Raw genomic sequence first — 18,768 nt, 5'->3', positions numbered from 1 at the left:
GCGTAGCGATATTTTACCGCTACGCCGCGCAGATTAAGTGCTTACTAACCTGCTAACGATACACGCGCTGAGCCCAGCGAGCTAGGCCTGCCGTGACAGAGCCAAAATCGTTACCGCCGACGATTGGGATGCCCGGTAATTGGCGTGCCAATGCGTCTCGGATAATCGGTGAGCGAGCACTTCCTCCGGTGAGATAAATGACTTCAGGAGTGATGTTGCTAACCGTTAATGCGCTGCTAACCTGCTCTTGGATACGCTCCAGCGGTTGAATAATCGCCTCTGCCAATTCGTGCGCATTCAGATGCTGTACCAAACCTTTCGCAATGAAGTCTAAAGCTGTGCTGATGCTGTCTTGCTGGGAAAGCGCAATTTTGCTCTCTTCAGCAGCACGCACTAAACGATAGCTCAAACGTTGCTGATAAACTTTCAGTAGCAGTTCAACTTTATTGGGTTCAGCTGCATCGCGGATTAAATCACGCAGCATACGGCCATTAGCGGTGCTGTAGAAATCACTTTGCGCAGGCACATCGTTAGTGGCGACGGCGTTCCAATAAGGCAGTGCCGGCAGCGCTGTGCCTTTCTCTGTGACACCCCCCGCACCCAGCAATGGCATCATCTGTTTGAATGCCAGCATAATATCCAGATCGTTTCCGCCTACGCGGCACCCGCTGTGGCCTAACAGGCTGTCGTGGCGGTCGCTAAGTTCCCGCCATTGTGGTCCCATCAACAGCACCGAACAGTCGGTTGTCCCGCCGCCGATATCGACCACGAGAACCTTTTTCTCTTCACTGAGCGTGGCTTCAAAATCTAAGCCCGCGGCCACGGGTTCGAACTGGAATGTAACGTCTTGGAAGCCTGCGCGATGTGCGGCACGGTCGAGAATACCCTGCGCCTGTGCGTTTGCCTCTTCGCCACCGGTGCCTTGAAAATTGATCGGCCGCCCGATCACGGCCTGAGTAATAGCTTGATTAAGCGAACTTTCGGCCTGACGTTTGATGTGGTACATCATGGCGCACACCAGATCTTCAAACATGGCGATTTGCTGAGGCTTAAGACCATTAGCGCCCAAAAATGACTTCGGTGATTTTACGAAGTAGACCTCTTCAGGGTCTTCCACGTAAATCCCAAGTGCTTTTAGACCAAATTGAATGCTGTCGCTGTTTACCGGAATATCTTCTTCGCGGTTAAAGTTTATTGCTCGGCGCAATAGCTGTTGGTTTTCATCGCTGCCGGTTGGCACTTGCCAATGACGATGTAAGCATTCGCTCACCGCTTCACGAGTGGGCGCGCATAACATTGAGGGCAGATACGGAGAGTCCTGCTCAAGAGGTAATAACTCAGGTTGGTCATCTCGCATCACTGCCACAGAGCAGTTTGCGGTGCCATAATCGAATCCAATAAACATATGTTCTCCAACGTTCCCCATGCCATGAAGGGCGGCGACTTTACTCTATTGCGCCGTTTTCATCAAATAACTCTCCTCTCATCGCGATTTTACCTTGCGAATGCAGCCGAACCGGCGGCGATATCAATGTCCGATTTCCGCGAGTCAGAACCGTCAATAAAGGATAAGCTGTATACAGAAACGGCAGGAGGAAGTATGAACGGCAATCATGAAATCTGGTATGCGGCATTGAAAGCGCGTGACCCTAAGTTTGATGGGCGCATTTTTGTTGGCGTGTCATCAACCAAAATATATTGCCGTACGGTTTGCGGGGCTCGTACGCCGAAAGCGGAGAATTGCCACTTCTATCCCAGTGCCGCCGCAGCGGAGCGTGATGGATATCGCCCTTGTCTTAAATGCCGCCCAGAGCTGGCTCCAGGGCTGTCGATAGTCGATCTCTCCAGCCGCTACATGCAGCTTGCGGTTCAACTGATTGAGCAGGGCTTTTTAACCCAGCATAGCTGTGAAGACTTAGCGACGCGATTAGGGATTTCCGATCGCCAACTGCGTCGGGTATTTGCCGATCGTTTTGGCGCTTCGCCCATTGAGTACGCGCAGTCCTACCGCCTGTTGCAGGCTAAACGGCTGTTAATGGACAGCCATTTGCCACTGGCAGAAGTTGCGCTCAGCGCGGGATTTGGCAGCCTGCGCCGTTTTAACGAATTATTTAGTGCGAGATATCGAATGACGCCAAGTTCTCTACGGGCTAGTCACAAAGGGCAGGAAGAAGGGTTAACGCTGTCGCTGAGCTATCGTCCTCCCTATGATTGGGCGTGGATGCTGGGATTTCTCGCTGCGCGTAGCGTTTCAGGCGTAGATAGCGTCACTGCGAACGGTGATTATCAGCGCACTTTACGGATTGGCGATGCGGCCGGTTGGATCGTTTTGCGTCCAGAGGCGTCGCGCTGCCGTGTAAAGGTGCAGATTTCTGCTTCATTGGCACCGCATGCGCCTGAGGTTCTGCGGCGGGTGCGCCAACTTTTGGATTTGGACGCCGACCCAGTGGCGATTTCTGCCGGACTAGGCAGTCTTGCCCAAAATCCTGGGTTACGGCTACCGGGCTGTGTAAATGCCTTCGAACAGTCAGTTAGGGCGATTTTAGGGCAGGTGGTTAGCGTGAAAATGGCGGCAAAGTTTGCCTCTGTCGTTGCAGAACGTTGGGGAGAGGCAGTAGATACCCCGCGGGATGAATTGAAGGTCATATTCCCAGATGCACATCAACTCGCTCGGGTAACCCCCGAGGAGTTGAAAACGATCGGCATTCCTCTTAAACGCGCGGCGAGCATTGTACATTTAGCAAAAGAAGTCAGTGAGGGGCGTTTATCGCTCGAGGATGTGCTGGATATTGAAGGAGGCATTGCTGCGATTACGGCAATTCCTGGCATTGGGATTTGGACAGCAACCTATATCGCAATGCGAGCATGGAGCTGGCCAGATGCTTTTTTACAAGGGGATTATCTGATAAAGCAGCGCTTTCCCCAGATGACGCCGAGCAAAATTGTGCACTATGCCGAACGTTGGCGGCCTTGGCGTGCCTATGCCACTTTACATTTATGGCATAACGATAGTTGGACAACGGAGATAATCTAATGAACTACGGTCATTTTGCCACGCCTCAAGGGGAGATGTTCGTGCTGTTCGACGAAGAGAGTGTGCATGGCATCTACTTTGACGGACAAAAATATCTTCCTGATTTTAGTCTACATCAGGAGCTGAAGAACCATCCGCTGCTGGATTCGGTGAAACCTCAGCTAGTAGCCTATTTTTCCGGCCAGAGCGATTGTTTCGATTTTCCACTGGCAGTGAGAGGAACGCCATTTCAGCGGGCTGTTTGGCAGGCACTCCGGGAAATTCCGTGCGGTGAAACCTGTAGCTATATGGATGTTGCTATCAAAGTGGGGAATCCGAGAGGCGTTCGCGCGGTGGCTCAGGCTATCGGGCATAATCCTTGGTCAGTCGTTATTCCATGTCATCGCGTGATTGGTACATCGGGTAAATTAACCGGCTACGCCGGCGGAATAAATCGCAAAGCATGGCTGTTGAAACGCGAGGGCGTAAGCATTCCTGCTTAGGTGATTAAGGCTAATTCATGCCGAAATAACCATCTTCAAGCACTGCCGTAAGCGGTTTTACCTCTTGGATCATGTTACCAAACGCAAGATCGATTTTGATGCTATCCAGAGTGAGCAACGTGGCCTGTATATCGGCAGGCCCTGCAATGGTTTGAGCGCCATGCCGCCACGCGTTACCGTGAATGATAGATACCAAAACTTCATCCATTTGATTGCAATGTACGTTGGTAATCAGCGTGGGGGTAATCATGACGTATTCAATATTGACCGACTCTAGCCGCTCTATGGCACTGAGGTTGCGTCCAAAATCCTCGACAATAAGCCGACAACCAAGCTCAGACAGCGCATTTAACGCAGGTTGTGATTGCGCATAGTCTTCATTTACTGCGCTTTCAGGTACACGGATGAGCAATCTAGACGTTGGGAGAGCCGAGTTTTGCAGCATGTCGACTAACTGTGCGGTAAATTGAGGATTGCATAGACTGCTGCTTGCCAGAGGTAACGCGACACTGACGCCTTTATATTTCAGCGCTTGAGAGGTGTGGTTTAACACTTTGCGTAGCAGCCAACGATCGACATCTTCCCGTCGGTGGTTCTGGAAGCATGATTCCAGAAAGAGCTCGGGTAAAATATTGACGCCATTATTCTGATAAGGCATGAGCTCTAAATTATAAAAGGCAATAGCACGAGGTGTTTTAGGGGGCGCTATTCCCTGCGCCAAAATATGTATCCGATCCTCAGCCAAGATGGCATCGATATCCTCGCCGCTGAGTAGTCCTTTCTCATAATTAATATGCAGCTTGTTTTTGGGCTCGTAGCACATGAGTTTGCCGCGGCCGCTGTGTTTTGCTGTATAGCAGGCAATATCGGCCTGATTCATCAAATCGGCAGCGATTGCGTTACCGGAATTAATCACCGTCATTCCTGCGCTGGCACCCACGCGATGTAGCTTGCCTTCCCATTCGAAGAGATAGTCATTTATTTCATTGATAATACGAGTGATGTGTTCTTTAGCTTGATGGGTTTCACAATCAAGCAAGATAAAGGCAAATTCATCTCCGCCGAGGCGGGCGAGCATATCCGGTGGGCGGGTATGGGATAACATGGATTGGCTAATCTTTTGCAGCAGTGCGTCGCCGGCTGCATGACCCGCGCTATCGTTAACGGCTTTGAATCTATCCAGATCGAGAAACACCAGCGCGTGAGTGCGTTTTTCTTCAACGGCCTGACGTAGCGCACGTTTTAGTGCCTGTTCGAAGCTTACGCGGTTAGGTAATCCGGTGAGGGGATCATGTAGGGCACTGTAGGAGAGTTTACGCAGAAGTTCGCGGGATTCGCTCACATCTTGGAAGACCAAAACGTAACCCATGAGGTTACGATGGATATCGGTTAGCTCTGAGACGCGACTCTGCACGTCAAAGTGAGCGCCTTGCAAATTTTTTAGAATCAACCGGTCTTCTGTGCGTTTTGCATGACTAACTTCATCCATGCGTAGCGGATGAACGGTATCACCATCAACACCATCGTAGAGATGTACGATGTTATCAATGGGAAGCCCCAGTGCTTCTAGCTGTGTCCATCCCGTCATTTTTTCCGCTACGGGGTTCATAAAGGTGACGTGTTTATGGCTATCGGTGCTAATGACAGCATCGCCGATAGAGGTCAGCGTAATATGCAGGCGCTCTTTCTCTTCATAAAGCTTATCGAGCAGCTGTTGTTTATATCTTTCGTTATTTTTTATCTCACTAATGTCTTTTATCTGCGATACAAAATAGAGCGGCTCTCCTTGAGGATCGCGGATCAACGAGACACTCAGCAGTGTCCAGATGCTCTCACCAGAGCTGCGCAGATAGCGTTTTTCCATGCTGTAGCTGTTGATCTCACCATCAACCAACGCATTAAGCTGGCGCAGGTCTGTCTCTAAGTCATCGCGATGGGTGATATCCTGAAATGTCATGTCGGTAAGCACATCCGCAGGATATCCCAGCATTTGGCAAAGTGCTGGATTGACCTGTATCCAACGGCCGTCGAGCCCGACCAAGGCGGTACCAATGGCAGAGAACTCAATGACGTTACGAAAACGAGTTTCGCTTTCTTCAATGTGATCGCGTTCTGATCGAAATGCATGCATCAATACTGCCACCGAGTTGACCGGCAACAGAACCAATAACAGCGGCGTATAGACGAGAATTTCGTTCACCGTGGGGTAGGCTGAACGAATATCCACGACGTGGTAGGCCATCATGATTGCCAATAAGATAATGACGCAAAGGAAGCTACTAAAAGCCTGTAGCAACGGTAGGCGAATGGCGGCCCAGAGCATTGGAATGATGGCAAAAGTAAACGGGAATGGAAGGTATTGCATGGCGTAAAAACATGAAATAAGCGCAATAGTAATAATCGTAATACTTTCGACCATGGTCTGCTCACGGAGGCTTTTTTGTAAGAAACCGCGGTAATACAAAAGGCCTACCGGTGTTAGCGCCATCACGCTGATTGACTCAGACATAAACCAGACACCGAATATCTGGTTAAAGGGGGCAAACCCGTGTAACGAAACAACCATAGCCGCTAAAGTCGCGCTGAGCAGAGGCGATACAATGACACTGCAGATCACAAATCTGAACCAAGTATGTAGACCGTCGATCGGCGATTTATGATTGAGGAATTTACTTAAAAGCAGCGTACATACCACAGCCTGAATTTGGTTAATCAGCGCCAATTGAACCGAGAATAAGCTGATAGGGAAGAAGGTCCAATTAGCCGCCATAGTGGCTAGCTGTGCTGTAATCAGGAAAAAAGGCCACAGCCGTTTTTTATGATGAAATAAAAAGGCAATCGTGGCCGCTGTTGGAAACCACAGCGAAGCCAAGTTGGTATCATGCTGAGTGAGAGTAATGCAAAAGCAGGCCAGAGAATAAATCAAGCCAGCAAAAACCGCGAGTGTGGCAACAACATGGGGCTTTTTTTCAACACTCACATCTAGACTAACATCCATACCCCAACCTTAGCGATGAGCGAGTAATACATTAATATTTTTAATGTTTTTTACGCTGGCATTTGCTCGAATGTTAGTCTAAATGCCACTATGTGCAACATTAATAGCCATAACAAATAGTTTATAGACTTACATTTGATGGGTGATTTGGTTATAACCCCAAAAAAACATCGTCGCTTTTGGGGCTAATAATAAATTAGGTTGGTTCTTAGATAATTAAAGCAGAAATAAAGTGGCTAATCCAAGGAAGATAAAGAATCCGCCGGTATCTGTTATTGCAGTAATAAGAACGCTGGAACCCACGGCAGGGTCGCGACCCAAACGGGTCATTGTCATGGGGATAACCACTCCCATCAGCGCCGCCATCAGGAGGTTTAGTATCATTGCTAGCGTCATAACGCCGCCCATCGCCGCATTATGATAGAGCAGATAGGTGACGAGCCCCATGATCCCTCCCCAGACAATTCCGTTAATCAAGGCAACGCCGAGCTCGCGCAGTAATAAAAACGAGATATTGCCTGCTTGAATATGTTGTAACGCCAAGGCTCGGACTATCATGGTGATGGTTTGATTACCGGTATTACCGCCAATTCCTGCAACAATAGGCATCAGTGCGGCCAGTGCGACGAGTTGAGAAATGGTATGTTCAAATAACCCAATGACGCGTGATGCGATAAAGGCAGTACAAAGATTAAGCGCCAGCCATGTCCAACGTGTTTTTACCGCTTTGGTGACGGGGGCGAATACATCCTCTTCGGCACTCAAGCCACCCATACGGCGTAAATCGGTATCGCTTTCCTCATAAACTACGTCAACGATATCTTCAATGGTGAGGCGTCCCATCAGCTTACCTTTGGCATCAACCACTGGGGCGCTGAGTAAGTCATCACGTTCGAAGGTTCGTGCTGCTTCTTCATCATTATCTTCAGGGTCGAATGTCGCAGGATCTTTATCCATCACCTCACTGACGCGTTTTTCTGGCTGGTTCAGTAGCACGGTCGTTAAACAAAGTTCACCCAGCAGACGGTTGGTTCTGTCGGTGACAAAGAGTTTGTCTGTATTAAGGGGAATGGTGCCGCGCATGCGCAAAAAGCGTTGTACGGTAGCGAGTGAAACATCAGGACGCACGGTGATAATTTCGAAGTCCATAATCGCGCCAACGGTATGTTTACCGTAGCGAATGACTTCGCGAACCTGCGCACGTTGTTCCGGTTCCATCGAGGTCAGCAGGCGTCCCATCAGGTTACGTGGGAGGTACTGTCCGAGATAGACCTGCTCATCGATATCGAGTGACCGTAATGCGGTTAGCAGTTCTTTGTCACTCATTTCATCAATAAGGCTGTCCCAAACGCTTTCAGAGGCTTCGACGAGCGTTTTACCACGCTTCTCTTTGCCCACTAAACGCCAAAGCGCATGTCGCTCATCCGCGGGGAGCGCTTCCAGAGTATCAGCCAGATCCGGTGCGGGCAGCTTATTGACGAGTGATTTTATTTCAGCGGTTTGGTCGAGGAGTTCAGGGTTGTGCAGTTGTGCTGGATCTTCAAGTTTGCCGAGGATACCTTCAGACAGTGATTTATTATTCAGCAGTAATTGCAGGATACGGAAACGGTCTTCTGCGCGTTGTTTAACATGATTTTTTGCAATGACGGGCATCAGAAAAGTAATTCCTTTTTCTTATTCATTATGAGGTTGTAGGCGTAAGTTTGCCTGCTTAAAGCTTAGTCTTTAAGCGGTGTCTGCGTGTCTTTTTTCTGCGCAGGTGTTGCAGAGTCAGTATTGCGTTGAAGTGGCTGAGATTTCTCAGTTGGTGCGATTTGCTGATTTTCCTTTTTATCCTGATGATGGGAAATCGCGCCAAAGGAAGCGTAGAGTAACCGGCCGATCAAAATGATAAAGCTGATCAGCAGTACAATTTTGGTCATTTGGACGTTAGTACGTCGCTTTAGTTTATGAATATTCATCGTCGTCTAATCATCTCGTTTTAGAGATATCAGCCTCTGATTTAGGCATAGTCAGGCTGAGGCGTCAATCATAGATGTGCTAAAGACAAAATCTTTCGTGCTATGAATGAGTTATCAATCTTGGGTGATTAATGATGGGAAGGGTAAGTTTCACCATCGTTAGCGTCTAGCATTTTATTCGCTTTTTAAATTTTGGTTTAACATTGGTTCAATATTTAATCTATTTAGTTAATAGAGAAAGAAAGATGCTTACAGGATAAATCTGGATTAAGCGCAAATTATAATTGAATTCAGTGTTTTTTGATCATCATCAAAAGGTAGAATACCACGTTACATAATATCTCAGGCCATTCTCAAAGCACCTTCATATGATGGGCTTGGATTGACGTCTGAACTCCTAGTGGGAGTTCAAAAGAGTGATTAGGATGCCACTTTTTATTAGCACTGTTTTTGCAACGAGCATTGTTGTTATTCATTCACTCAATGACCGTGTTAGAACATGTAGCAAGGAGTGACCTCGGAACCCATAAAAGTCTAGTCCATGAGCCAATTACAAAATCAACTACATCGCTTAAGTTATTGGTGGGGTATCCCCCTACTTTTTGCAGTTATTTTATTACCTCTCAGTCTGATGGCATCCCCTTATCTTCTCGTTGGAGAGGGCGAGGTGTTTCTTCTATTCTTGCCGTTAGCTATCTCTGTCTCTTTATTAATGATTTTTAGCTGGCGCGTATTCCCCGCCCTAGCCATAGTTTCTTTCGTTCTCTATATCTACAAACTAGGACTTCTCCCCGGAGCATTGGTCGCGTTAGCGTTTACGCTTTCGCTGGGGGTATGCTGGTATAGTTTTTTAAAGCATGTAGGAAATCGATGGTCATGTGGGTTTGGCCGCATGCAAACGATGCTGCCGCGGCTTTTTTGGATTGTCGCTGTTTTACCGTTGGTTTTTCTTTTGCTGATACAGATTGCCGTTGCTTTGGGAGTATTCATTCCAGTAGAGAGAATGGCTGCCTCTGCTCCGTTCTCAATAAGAACACTCATTAGTTACCAAGCATTAATATTGGCCTGCTTATCTGGTGTGCCAATGTGCTACTACCTGCTCCGCGTTGCCATCAAACCGCGCTTTATTCGCGTTATTGTCAGTCGTTGCCGTAAAGAGCTAGCCCAAGGCGTTAGCGCTTGGGAAATTCAGCTTTGGCTGGTTTTGTTGGTCATTATGCTGGCAATGTTGTGTATCCCTGCCAACGACAGCTCCAGCATTTTTTTCACTGATTATACGGTGACGTTACTTTTGCCTTTGATGTTATTTGGGGCTCTGCGCTATGGGTATCAATTAACGAGCCTTGTGTGGTCAGCTTCGGTGATTACGCTACTGATTAATTATGATGGCTTTGTGCAGTGGGATAACCTAGCGCATAGCCTGGCGCTAATTATGTCGATGATGGTGATGTTTACACTTACCATTATTCTGATGGCCGCAGTAAATACACGCCAGCGTAGGCTGTATATCAAAACGCAGCGTGCGTCGATGATTGATCCTGTTATTCAATTGCCCAATTTGCGATGTTTGCATCATGACTTAAAACAGCATGAACGCTCGGTGGTCTGTTTTTTACGCATTGCGAATCTGGATACGCTTTGCCGTACTTACGGAATGCAGCTAAGGCTTGAGTATAAACAGCGTCTAGCCAGCATGATGAAAAAGGTGATGGCTAATAATGAAGGGGTATACCAGCTTCCTAGCTATGACCTCGTATTACGGCTAAATAATAAAAATGCGGCTGAAACACTGACGCGGCTTAACGATGCAATGAAGACATTTCGCCTATTGTGGAATGGTCTGCCTTTGCGTTTACATTATGGCATTGGTTACTGCACCGTTCGTCAGCCACTAGAGCATATTTACACCATTATTGGCGAACTCAGTTCGATGGCTGAGCGTTCTCTGATCACGGGGAACGCAGAATCAACCCACCTGAATGCCCAGTCGTTGCAAGAGGGTATTCATAGTAAAGTCGCGATGCTTCACCATATCCAGAATGGCCTAGATAAAGATCGTTTTATGCTGATGGCTCAGCCGATTGAGGGATTTCGTGGCGATCGCTATTACGAAGTTTTGCTCAGGTTGCAGGACGAGCACGGCAATATCATCATGCCAAACGACTTCTTCCCCGTAGTACAGGAGTTTGGGCTTAACTATGACGTTGATTTATGGGTACTTAATAATACGCTGGCATTTATCAATGAAAATCGTGAACGTTTGCCAGCGGTGTGTTTTGCGATCAATTTGACTCCATCAACGTTAGCTAGGCCGACTCTGGTTCAAGATATTGCCCGTATTCTGGCACAGTATCAGGTTGAGCCTTATCAAATAATCCTTGAAATCACCGAGAGCAATATTACACAGACTAAAGAGCTGACTTCAAAAACGCTATCTCAATTACGCCAGATGGGATGCCGTATTGCCATTGACGATTTTGGTACTGGCTTTGCGAGCTACGATCGGCTTAAACACATTGAAGCGGATATTTTGAAAATAGACGGAAGCTTTGTTCGTCAATTAATGGATAGTCCTATCGATCAGCAAATTGTATCGGCCATGTGTCAGATAGCCCGCCTCAAAAAGCTTTCGGTAGTGGCTGAATATGTTGAAGATGAAGCACAAAAGTTTCAGTTGAAAGCACTGGGTGTTGATTATATTCAGGGTTATCTACTAGGAAAGCCACAACCTCTCTCTTCTCTCTGATTTTCTGCATATTACGGCTAAATCTGCTCTTTATCACTGCAGGGCAATTCCTGCAGTGAATAGGAGTGACTTCTTAATTAACACACTGATTTTATGCTGTTTTTATTGTTTCGTTTTGCTATTTTTATAGCGATAAACGTGAGTTTCACGCTTAAGGTCTTAGTAGTGTAAAATTCTTGCGTATGTATGTTTTTTAATCAATCATCCGCAGAGAACACCACGTTATGGGGCAATTTATGTATGGTGATACTCTTAAAATGCCAAATCATTAACTAGCTCACCAACTTTCTCTGGATGATGATTCCGCAAGTCAATTTAGCTCTTGTCTTTTACCTGCTAGAACGTGTTTACTTATCCGCGTAGTCGCCATATCTCGTCAGCTAATAACTTATACAGTAACTATCTGTCCGGTGATGTAACCCAATCAAATGGCTTTGCACAGGGAAAGTCAGGGTAACCAAACTAAGGCAGAGCGGCGTTTTATGTGCAGATGTGAATGATGTTGTAGGAAGAAAAATTAATACGATCTCGGTCGCCTTTTCTTCAGTATCCCTACTTCCATCTGCAAGGGGATTTTTCCGTGACTCACTATTCGATTGAAACTCTTAAACCGTTATAAGGCAGCACGACATCTCATTATGACTCATCGTTTAACGTCCAAAGATATCCTGGCATTAGGATTCATGACCTTCGCACTGTTTGTTGGCGCAGGTAATATTATTTTTCCTCCGATGGTTGGATTGCAGTCTGGCGAGCACGTCTGGATTGCGGCTATCGGTTTTCTTATCACGGCGGTAGGTTTACCGGTGATGACCGTAGTGGCTTTGGCAAAAGTCGGTGGCGGTATCGACGCGCTGAGTACGCCAATTGGTCGTAAGGCGGGATTGCTGCTGGCGACGGTCTGCTATCTAGCAGTAGGGCCATTGTTCGCCACACCGCGTACGGCAACCGTTTCATTCGAGCTTGGTATCGCGCCCTTAACGGGCGATGGCGCTGCTCCGCTGCTGATTTATAGCGTGGTCTATTTCGCGCTGGTCATTGCGATATCGTTGTACCCAGGCAAACTGCTGGACACCGTAGGGCACATTCTGGCTCCGCTGAAAATCGTTGCGCTGGCTATTCTCGGAATTGCTGCGGTTTTATGGCCTGCGGGCGTACATGTGCCAGCCATCGAAATTTACCAGCAGGTCCCATTCTCAAGTGGATTTGTGAACGGCTATCTGACCATGGATACGCTGGGTGCCATGGTGTTTGGTATTGTTATCGTTAATGCTGCGCGTTCCCGTGGTGTAAACGATAGCCGGTTGTTAACTCGCTATACTGTTTGGGCCGGTTTGATTGCGGGTATCGGTTTGACGTTGGTCTATCTGAGTCTGTTTAAGCTGGGCTCTAGCAGCGGTGAATTAGTACCAGACGCGCAAAATGGCGCGGTGATCTTGCATGCTTACGTTCAGCATACCTTCGGTGGCATCGGAAGCCTGTTCTTAGCCGCTCTGATTTTCATTGCTTGTATGGTAACGGCCGTTGGCCTGACCTGTGCCTGCGCGGAGTTTTTTGCTCAGTACCTGCCGTTTAGCTATCGCACGCTGGTCTTTATTCTGGGCCTCTTCTCAATGGTTGTATCGAATTTGGGTCTGAGTCATCTGATCCAGATTTCAATTCCGGTACTGACGGCGATCTATCCGCCATGTATTGTGCTGGTGGTCTTAAGCTTCACCGTGCGCTGGTGGAATTCTGCTCCGCGTGTATTTTCACCGGTTATGATTGTGAGTTTAGTATTTGGCATTTTAGATGCGTTGAAGGGCTCTGCGTTGGCCAGCCATTTACCTGCTTGGACTGAACATCTGCCATTGGCAGGTCAGGGGTTGGCATGGTTGCCACCGTCGCTGCTGGTCTGTGTGGTCATGGCAATTATTGACCGCACGATGGGGCCGCGAAATGTCACGGTGCATAACTAAAATGATTGTTGATGGATCTGATTACATTTTTAGATAGTGTCTTCAGCGCGCTATGCATTTATAATCACAAATAATGAGTTTATTTGCAGCACGGGCGTATAGCGCCCGTGTTTTTTTTGACAGGTCTCCACGGGTAAATTTTGTATGCAACAACAACCCAACCAATTAAAGCGCGGACTGAATACGCGCCACATTCGTTTCATGGCGCTCGGTTCAGCTATCGGTACGGGGCTGTTTTATGGCTCCGCTGATGCTATTAAGATGGCTGGCCCAAGCGTGCTGCTGGCTTATCTCATTGGCGGTGTCGTCGCCTTTATCATCATGCGTGCGTTGGGCGAAATGTCGGTTAATAACCCGCAGGCCAGCTCGTTTTCTCGCTATGCGCAGGATTATCTGGGGCCGATGGCTGGTTATATCACTGGCTGGACATACTGCTTCGAAATCCTGATCGTAGCCATTGCCGATGTGACTGCATTCGGTATCTATATGAGTGTCTGGTTCCCTGCGGTACCGCATTGGATCTGGGTGCTCAGCGTGGTGCTGATCATCGGTGCGGTAAATCTGATGAGCGTGAAGGTCTTTGGGGAGCTTGAGTTCTGGTTCTCGTTCTTTAAGGTCGCCACTATTATCATCATGATTGTCGCGGGTATCGGCATTATCTTCTGGGGAATTGGTAACGGCGGCCAACCTACCGGCATTCATAATTTATGGACCAATGGCGGCTTCTTTAGTAACGGCTTTATCGGGATGATTTTCTCGCTACAGCTGGTGATGTTCGCCTATGGTGGGATTGAAATTATCGGTATCACTGCGGGCGAAGCCGAAAATCCAAAAGTGTCGATCCCAAAAGCCATCAACTCAGTTCCGTTGCGTATCCTGGTGTTCTATGTGGGTACGCTGTTTGTCATTATGTCGATCTACCCGTGGAATCAGGTCGGGACACAAGGTAGCCCGTTTGTGCTGACGTTCCAGCATATGGGGATTCCGGTCGCTGCGGGTATTCTGAATTTCGTGGTGATCACCGCTTCTTTATCTGCTATTAACAGTGACGTGTTTGGTGTGGGGCGTATGCTGCACGGCATGGCACAGCAGGGACATGCGCCAAAAATCTTTTCGAAGGTTTCACGTCGTGGTATTCCATGGGTCACCGTACTGGTGATGGTTCTTGCGTTGTTGATTGCGGTTTATCTGAACTACATCATGCCAGAAAACGTGTTCTTGGTTATTGCCTCTCTCGCTACATTCGCCACGGTTTGGGTATGGATTATGATCCTGTTCTCTCAGATTGCGTTCCGACGCAGCCTGAGCCCAGAGCAGGTGGAAGCGCTGGAATTTCCGTTACGTGGTGGGATTTTGACCTCAGCGATTGGCATTATTTTCTTGGCATTTATCATCGGCCTGATCGGCTATTTCCCTGATACCCGAGTCTCACTGTATGCAGGCATTGTATGGGTGATTGTTCTGTTGCTAGGGTACGCGTTTGTTAAGAAGTCGGCCAAAGTAGACCATCAGGATAAGCAAACACATATTGTTCGCTGATAGATGATTGAATGAGTAAATCAAAAACGGAGCGTTTAGGCTAATGCCGGTCACTTAAGCGTGATTTTAGGGGAAGTACACCGATGGGGTCGTAGCAGCTTTAGCTGCCGGAGCGCCCCGCGGTGTGCTAGCCCCGTGTATCTCGAGCTCTTAAACGATCAGCATTAAGCGTTTAGTCTCCGTTTTTGTTGGTGTTGAATTAACTCAAACGGCTAATGTCCTCAGCTTCACTATGTTCCGCCGGTGCGACTATTTCGTGGCGATCTTCATCTCTCTCTTCTCGACGCGATTCGCGAACGCTGAGTATCAGTGCTTCACGAACATCGTGTAAATCACTGGTCAGTTGAGAATAGTTTTGTGCATTTTGGCTGGCGATTTTGCTGATATCGACATCCGCAGAGTGCAGGCTGGTAATCAGGATCAGCGCAGACAAAAATGGCATCAGATGCGCTCGTAATTTGCCAAAGCAGAGTTTACTGAACAAATTTCCCTCCGTTGATACTAATAAATGGAGTGTCATAAATATCAGATTTCTATTGAAAGGAAAGTGCGAGGAAATCATTCGCCATGCTTGTCATGGTTCCCTTACCTTCAGACACATTTATGTGGGGAAATGTCAGTCGAAGGTAAGGGTAAAACAGTCTTAGTCAGCCTGTGTATGGCCGATGGCACGCATATCATTGCCCGTAGGAGTCTGGTGCACACGTAAACCAAATTCGGACACGATGGCAAACGTATGGTCGAAGATATCGGCCTGAATGCTTTCGTACTGTGCCCAGACCGTGGTATTGGTGAAGGCATAGATTTCAAGCGGTAGACCATCTGCCGTTGGCGCGAGCTGGCGCACCATCAGGGTCATATCTTTACGGATTTGTGGATGCGCATTTAAGTAGGCGACTAAATAGGCGCGGAAAGTGCCAAGGTTTGTCATGCGCCGCCCGTTTAATGGAGAACTCAAGTCAGCTTGCAGTTCGCTGTTGTAGGTTTTTAGCTCCTGCGTTTTTGCATCGATATAAGGCGCGAGTAGCGCGCTTTTCATTAAGCGTTGATGCTCTTCTTCTGACATGAAATGTACGCTGGTGGTATCAATATTTAGGCTGCGCTTGATGCGGCGGCCACCAGATTCAGACATACCGCGCCAGTTGATAAAGGAATCAGAAACCAGCGCGTAGGTCGGGATCATGGTGATGGTGTTGTCAAAGTTACGCACTTTAACCGTGGTCAGCCCCACGTCCACGACGGTGCCGTTAGCGCCATATTTAGCCATCTCCAGCCAGTCGCCTAGCTTGAGCATGTTGTTGGCTGAAAGCTGAATTCCTGCCACTAGCCCTAAAATAGGGTCTTTAAACACCAACATCAAAACCGCAGCCATGGCGCCCAAGCCGCTTATCAGCAGCAGTGGAGATTGCCCTATCAGCAGTGAAATCATCAAAATACCAATGATGATGGCGGCAACGAGTTTGATGCTTTGGAAAATCCCTCGTAGCGGTAGCTGATCGGCAACTGACATATTGCTTGCCAGATCCAGTAAGGTATCTAGCAGAGAAAACAGTGCGAGTAGGGCATACAACATAACCCACATCTGGGCACAGATGATGAGTGCATCGCCAGCGTCGGTGCCAGGATGAAGCCAGAATACGGCCTGAATATTGACGATAACGCCTTGTAAGGTAAAGGCTAATCGGTGGAAAAGCTTATGCTGGGTAATCACTTTCAGCCAGAGTATTTTGCTATGCTGGCCGCGTTTTTCTAAGCGTGAAAGGAGTACCCGATGCAAAAGTAGATGGATGATGACCGCGGTCACCATGATGAGGCCGATAACAATAATCAGCGAAGTCACATGAGTGAATTCGATGCCGTATTGTTCCAGCCATCGTCTCAGTGTGTTATGCATTGAGATTACCTTTTCTTTCAAATATTTTGATGCAATATGCCGACATAGGCTAACCGTTCAGGGTTTACAGTCAACCCAAAAGCGAAGTTAATCACGTATCTACTCGCCATAGGTCAAGTGCCATGTGCGTTGGCTGCGTTTGTTCACCCATTATTTACAGGAAGATAATAAGGGCTATCCTCCCCCGAACTCATCCCTACAAAAAGTGTTTACAGATGAGTGCAGCAAAACATCAGCATGGCATGCTCCATTCCAATGATTATTGGGGGACTATTTTATGTTATTTGCTTGGCACCTACCCGTACCACCCTACGTACATCACCATGACGATCGTCTTGAGATCGGTTTATGGTTGCAAGGCGATGATCTGCCGCATCAGGTCATGCTGCGGTGTGAACCTGATAACGAAGAGTGGCTGCTGGTGATGCAGGCACAAAAGCAGGGAGAATATACCCGCTATCAGGCAGACCTTACGCTGTTGGCCGGTGAGTCGGTACGCCGGTACTGTTTCAAACTTCTGTGGGAAAATCGTCAGCAGTGGTTTGGTCCGCTGGGATTCAGCATTATTCCGCCAGCGCAGATGGCTCAGTTTGCATTAGAGATCCCAACGCAATCACCTGCGTGGGTGGCCGATCAGGTTTTTTATCAAATTTTTCCCGATAGATTTTCCTCTAGCGGGCTTGAGCATACCGTAAAGGATGGCAGTTATTTTCATCATGCGGTGCAACGTGCTGTGATCCGCAAAGCGTGGGATGAGCCTTTAACCGATGAAAATGCGTCTTCTACGTTCTATGGCGGCGATTTAGACGGTATCGTCGAGCGCTTGCCTTACCTAAAGTCGCTAGGCATTACCGCGCTGTATCTGAATCCTATTTTTACCGCACCGAGCAATCATAAATACGATACCGAAGACTATTATCAGGTGGATCCTTATCTGGGCGGAAATGCGGCGCTGATCCGATTACGGGAGAAAACCCATGAGTTAGGTATGCGCCTGATCCTCGATGGGGTATTTAATCATACCGGTGATACCCATCCGTGGTTTGATCGCTACCAGCAACAAACCGAAGGTGCTTATTACGATCCTGCATCGCCTCACCGCACTCGATTCACCTTTACCGCAGAGGGCCGAGCGCTTGATTGGAAAGGAAATTCCACGTTACCTAAACTGGATTTCTCTAGTCAGTCGGTGGTCGACAGCGTATATCAGGCTGATGACAGCGTGCTACGCCACTGGCTGCGTGAACCTTATCATATTGATGGCTGGCGTTTGGATGTGGTGCATATGTTGGGTGAAGGCGGCTCGGCACGCGGAAACTTACACCATCTCGGGGGCATGTATCGTGCAGTAAAGAGTGAAAATCCGCAGGCATACGTGTTTGGTGAGCATTTTGGTGATGCGCGCCGCTGGCTACAAGCCGGTGTGGAAGATGCCGCAATGAATTACATGGGCTTTGCTTTGCCAGTGCGAGCATTTTTGACCGGTGTTGACGTGGCGTATCAGCCCATCCAGCTTAGCGCCGCACAGTGCGCCGAATGGATGGATAGCTACCGTGCAGGATTATCGCATACCCAACAGCTAGCCATGTTTAATCAGCTCGATAGCCACGACACCGCGCGCTTTATCACTCTACTGGCAGGTAACCCTCAACGTATGCCAATGGCCTTGGTATGGCTTTTTACCTGGATTGGCGTGCCTTGTTTGTATTATGGCGACGAGATTGGGCTAGACGGCGAAAACGATCCATTTTGCCGCAAAACATTTCCTTGGGATGAAGAACGCTGGAATGGCAATTTATTAGCGTTAACTCAACGGATGGCGACGCTGAGGCAGCAATCCATCGCGTTACGTCGTGGAGGATGCCATATCGTACATGCTCGTGAAGATATGTTGGTTTTTGTTCGCCAATATGAGAACGAAACGGTACTGATTGCTTTGCAACGTGAAGGTCGTGGACGCTGTATTTTGCCCAACTCACCGTTTATTCCGGTAGGACAGTGGAAACGCATTGAGGGAGACGGGAAACTAGTGCGTGAGAGTGGCTATATTGAGCTGATTATGTCGGCAGAGAGCGCAGCAGTGTGGCGTTGGTTTAGAGAATAACCGTTTAGACAACGCTGGTTTGATGTGCAACCAATAAAAAAGCGGCCATTTG

Annotated in this window: 12 protein-coding genes; 6 read left to right on the top strand and 6 right to left on the bottom strand. The window is 48.0% G+C overall.

The features are described from left to right. Positions 1-52 precede the first annotated feature (52 nt). On the bottom strand, positions 53-1,405 hold the full coding sequence (gene yegD, locus HMPREF3091_RS01665; RefSeq protein WP_070713650.1) for a molecular chaperone: 1,353 nt from the start codon (positions 1,403-1,405) through the stop codon (positions 53-55). 195 nt (positions 1,406-1,600) lie between these two features. On the opposite strand from yegD, the gene alkA reads away from it, so the two are divergent. Next, positions 1,601-3,034, top strand: coding sequence for a DNA-3-methyladenine glycosylase 2 (gene alkA / locus HMPREF3091_RS01660; RefSeq protein ID WP_070713648.1), 1,434 nt, complete (start codon positions 1,601-1,603; stop codon positions 3,032-3,034). Then, positions 3,034-3,516: a methylated-DNA--[protein]-cysteine S-methyltransferase gene (locus tag HMPREF3091_RS01655; RefSeq protein ID WP_070713645.1), complete on the top strand. Its 483-nt coding sequence runs from the start codon at positions 3,034-3,036 to the stop codon at positions 3,514-3,516. The genes alkA and HMPREF3091_RS01655 overlap by 1 nt, the downstream gene beginning before the upstream one ends. 10 nt (positions 3,517-3,526) lie before the next feature. Here HMPREF3091_RS01655 and HMPREF3091_RS01650 read toward each other — a convergent pair whose 3' ends face one another. The 3 genes from HMPREF3091_RS01650 to HMPREF3091_RS01640 form a co-directional block, all read right to left on the bottom strand. Next, positions 3,527-6,514 carry a PAS domain S-box protein gene (locus HMPREF3091_RS01650; RefSeq protein WP_070713641.1) on the bottom strand — a complete coding sequence of 996 codons (2,988 nt, stop codon included), beginning with the start codon at positions 6,512-6,514 and terminating at the stop codon, positions 3,527-3,529. Positions 6,515-6,730: 216 nt separating this feature from the next. Next, positions 6,731-8,167, bottom strand: a complete 1,437-nt coding sequence (gene mgtE / locus HMPREF3091_RS01645) for a magnesium transporter (RefSeq protein WP_004847704.1) — start codon at positions 8,165-8,167, stop codon at positions 6,731-6,733. A gap of 65 nt (positions 8,168-8,232) precedes the next feature. Continuing rightward, positions 8,233-8,475, bottom strand: a complete 243-nt coding sequence (locus HMPREF3091_RS01640) for a YfgG family protein (RefSeq protein WP_004847705.1) — start codon at positions 8,473-8,475, stop codon at positions 8,233-8,235. 541 nt (positions 8,476-9,016) lie between these two features. Between HMPREF3091_RS01640 and HMPREF3091_RS01635 the strand changes: the two genes are divergently transcribed. From HMPREF3091_RS01635 to proY, 3 genes are all read left to right on the top strand, one after another. Continuing rightward, positions 9,017-11,221 carry a sensor domain-containing phosphodiesterase gene (locus HMPREF3091_RS01635; RefSeq protein WP_004847707.1) on the top strand — a complete coding sequence of 735 codons (2,205 nt, stop codon included), beginning with the start codon at positions 9,017-9,019 and terminating at the stop codon, positions 11,219-11,221. 638 nt (positions 11,222-11,859) lie between these two features. After that, complete coding sequence (brnQ, locus tag HMPREF3091_RS01630) at positions 11,860-13,179, top strand: branched-chain amino acid transport system II carrier protein (protein ID WP_004847710.1); 1,320 nt, start codon at positions 11,860-11,862, stop codon at positions 13,177-13,179. 144 nt (positions 13,180-13,323) lie between these two features. Further along, entirely contained in the window at positions 13,324-14,718 is a 1,395-nt protein-coding gene (gene proY, locus HMPREF3091_RS01625; RefSeq protein ID WP_004847712.1) for a proline-specific permease ProY, read from the top strand. A 199-nt stretch (positions 14,719-14,917) separates the two neighbouring features. Here proY and HMPREF3091_RS01620 read toward each other — a convergent pair whose 3' ends face one another. Next, a complete protein-coding gene (locus HMPREF3091_RS01620) occupies positions 14,918-15,202 on the bottom strand; it encodes a hypothetical protein (RefSeq protein WP_035503966.1) in 285 nt (94 codons plus the stop codon). A gap of 159 nt (positions 15,203-15,361) precedes the next feature. Beyond that, positions 15,362-16,612, bottom strand: a complete 1,251-nt coding sequence (locus HMPREF3091_RS01615; RefSeq protein WP_004847716.1) for a mechanosensitive ion channel family protein — start codon at positions 16,610-16,612, stop codon at positions 15,362-15,364. 277 nt (positions 16,613-16,889) lie between these two features. On the opposite strand from HMPREF3091_RS01615, the gene malZ reads away from it, so the two are divergent. Then, positions 16,890-18,716, top strand: a complete 1,827-nt coding sequence (malZ, locus tag HMPREF3091_RS01610) for a maltodextrin glucosidase (protein WP_070713637.1) — start codon at positions 16,890-16,892, stop codon at positions 18,714-18,716. Positions 18,717-18,768: the final 52 nt, after the last annotated feature.

It is taken from the genome of Hafnia sp. HMSC23F03, from assembly GCF_001816025.1.
In the GTDB taxonomy this organism is placed as follows: domain Bacteria; phylum Pseudomonadota; class Gammaproteobacteria; order Enterobacterales; family Enterobacteriaceae; genus Hafnia; species Hafnia paralvei.
The sequence above is the reverse complement of the archived record's forward strand: the minus strand, read 5'-3'. Positions and strand labels throughout refer to the sequence as shown.

Excerpts from the sequence above, each read along its gene's own strand:
- HMPREF3091_RS01655 (WP_070713645.1), top strand. The coding sequence starts at position 3,034 with ATGAACTACGGTCATTTTGCCACGCCTCAAGGGGAGATGTTCGTGCTG.
- yegD (WP_070713650.1), bottom strand. The coding sequence starts at position 1,405 with ATGTTTATTGGATTCGATTATGGCACCGCAAACTGCTCTGTGGCAGTG.
- alkA (WP_070713648.1), top strand. The coding sequence starts at position 1,601 with ATGAACGGCAATCATGAAATCTGGTATGCGGCATTGAAAGCGCGTGAC.
- brnQ (WP_004847710.1), top strand. The coding sequence starts at position 11,860 with ATGACTCATCGTTTAACGTCCAAAGATATCCTGGCATTAGGATTCATG.
- HMPREF3091_RS01640 (WP_004847705.1), bottom strand. The coding sequence starts at position 8,475 with ATGAATATTCATAAACTAAAGCGACGTACTAACGTCCAAATGACCAAA.
- HMPREF3091_RS01650 (WP_070713641.1), bottom strand. The coding sequence starts at position 6,514 with ATGGATGTTAGTCTAGATGTGAGTGTTGAAAAAAAGCCCCATGTTGTT.
- mgtE (WP_004847704.1), bottom strand. The coding sequence starts at position 8,167 with ATGCCCGTCATTGCAAAAAATCATGTTAAACAACGCGCAGAAGACCGT.
- malZ (WP_070713637.1), top strand. The coding sequence starts at position 16,890 with ATGTTATTTGCTTGGCACCTACCCGTACCACCCTACGTACATCACCAT.
- proY (WP_004847712.1), top strand. The coding sequence starts at position 13,324 with ATGCAACAACAACCCAACCAATTAAAGCGCGGACTGAATACGCGCCAC.
- HMPREF3091_RS01635 (WP_004847707.1), top strand. The coding sequence starts at position 9,017 with ATGAGCCAATTACAAAATCAACTACATCGCTTAAGTTATTGGTGGGGT.
- HMPREF3091_RS01615 (WP_004847716.1), bottom strand. The coding sequence starts at position 16,612 with ATGCATAACACACTGAGACGATGGCTGGAACAATACGGCATCGAATTC.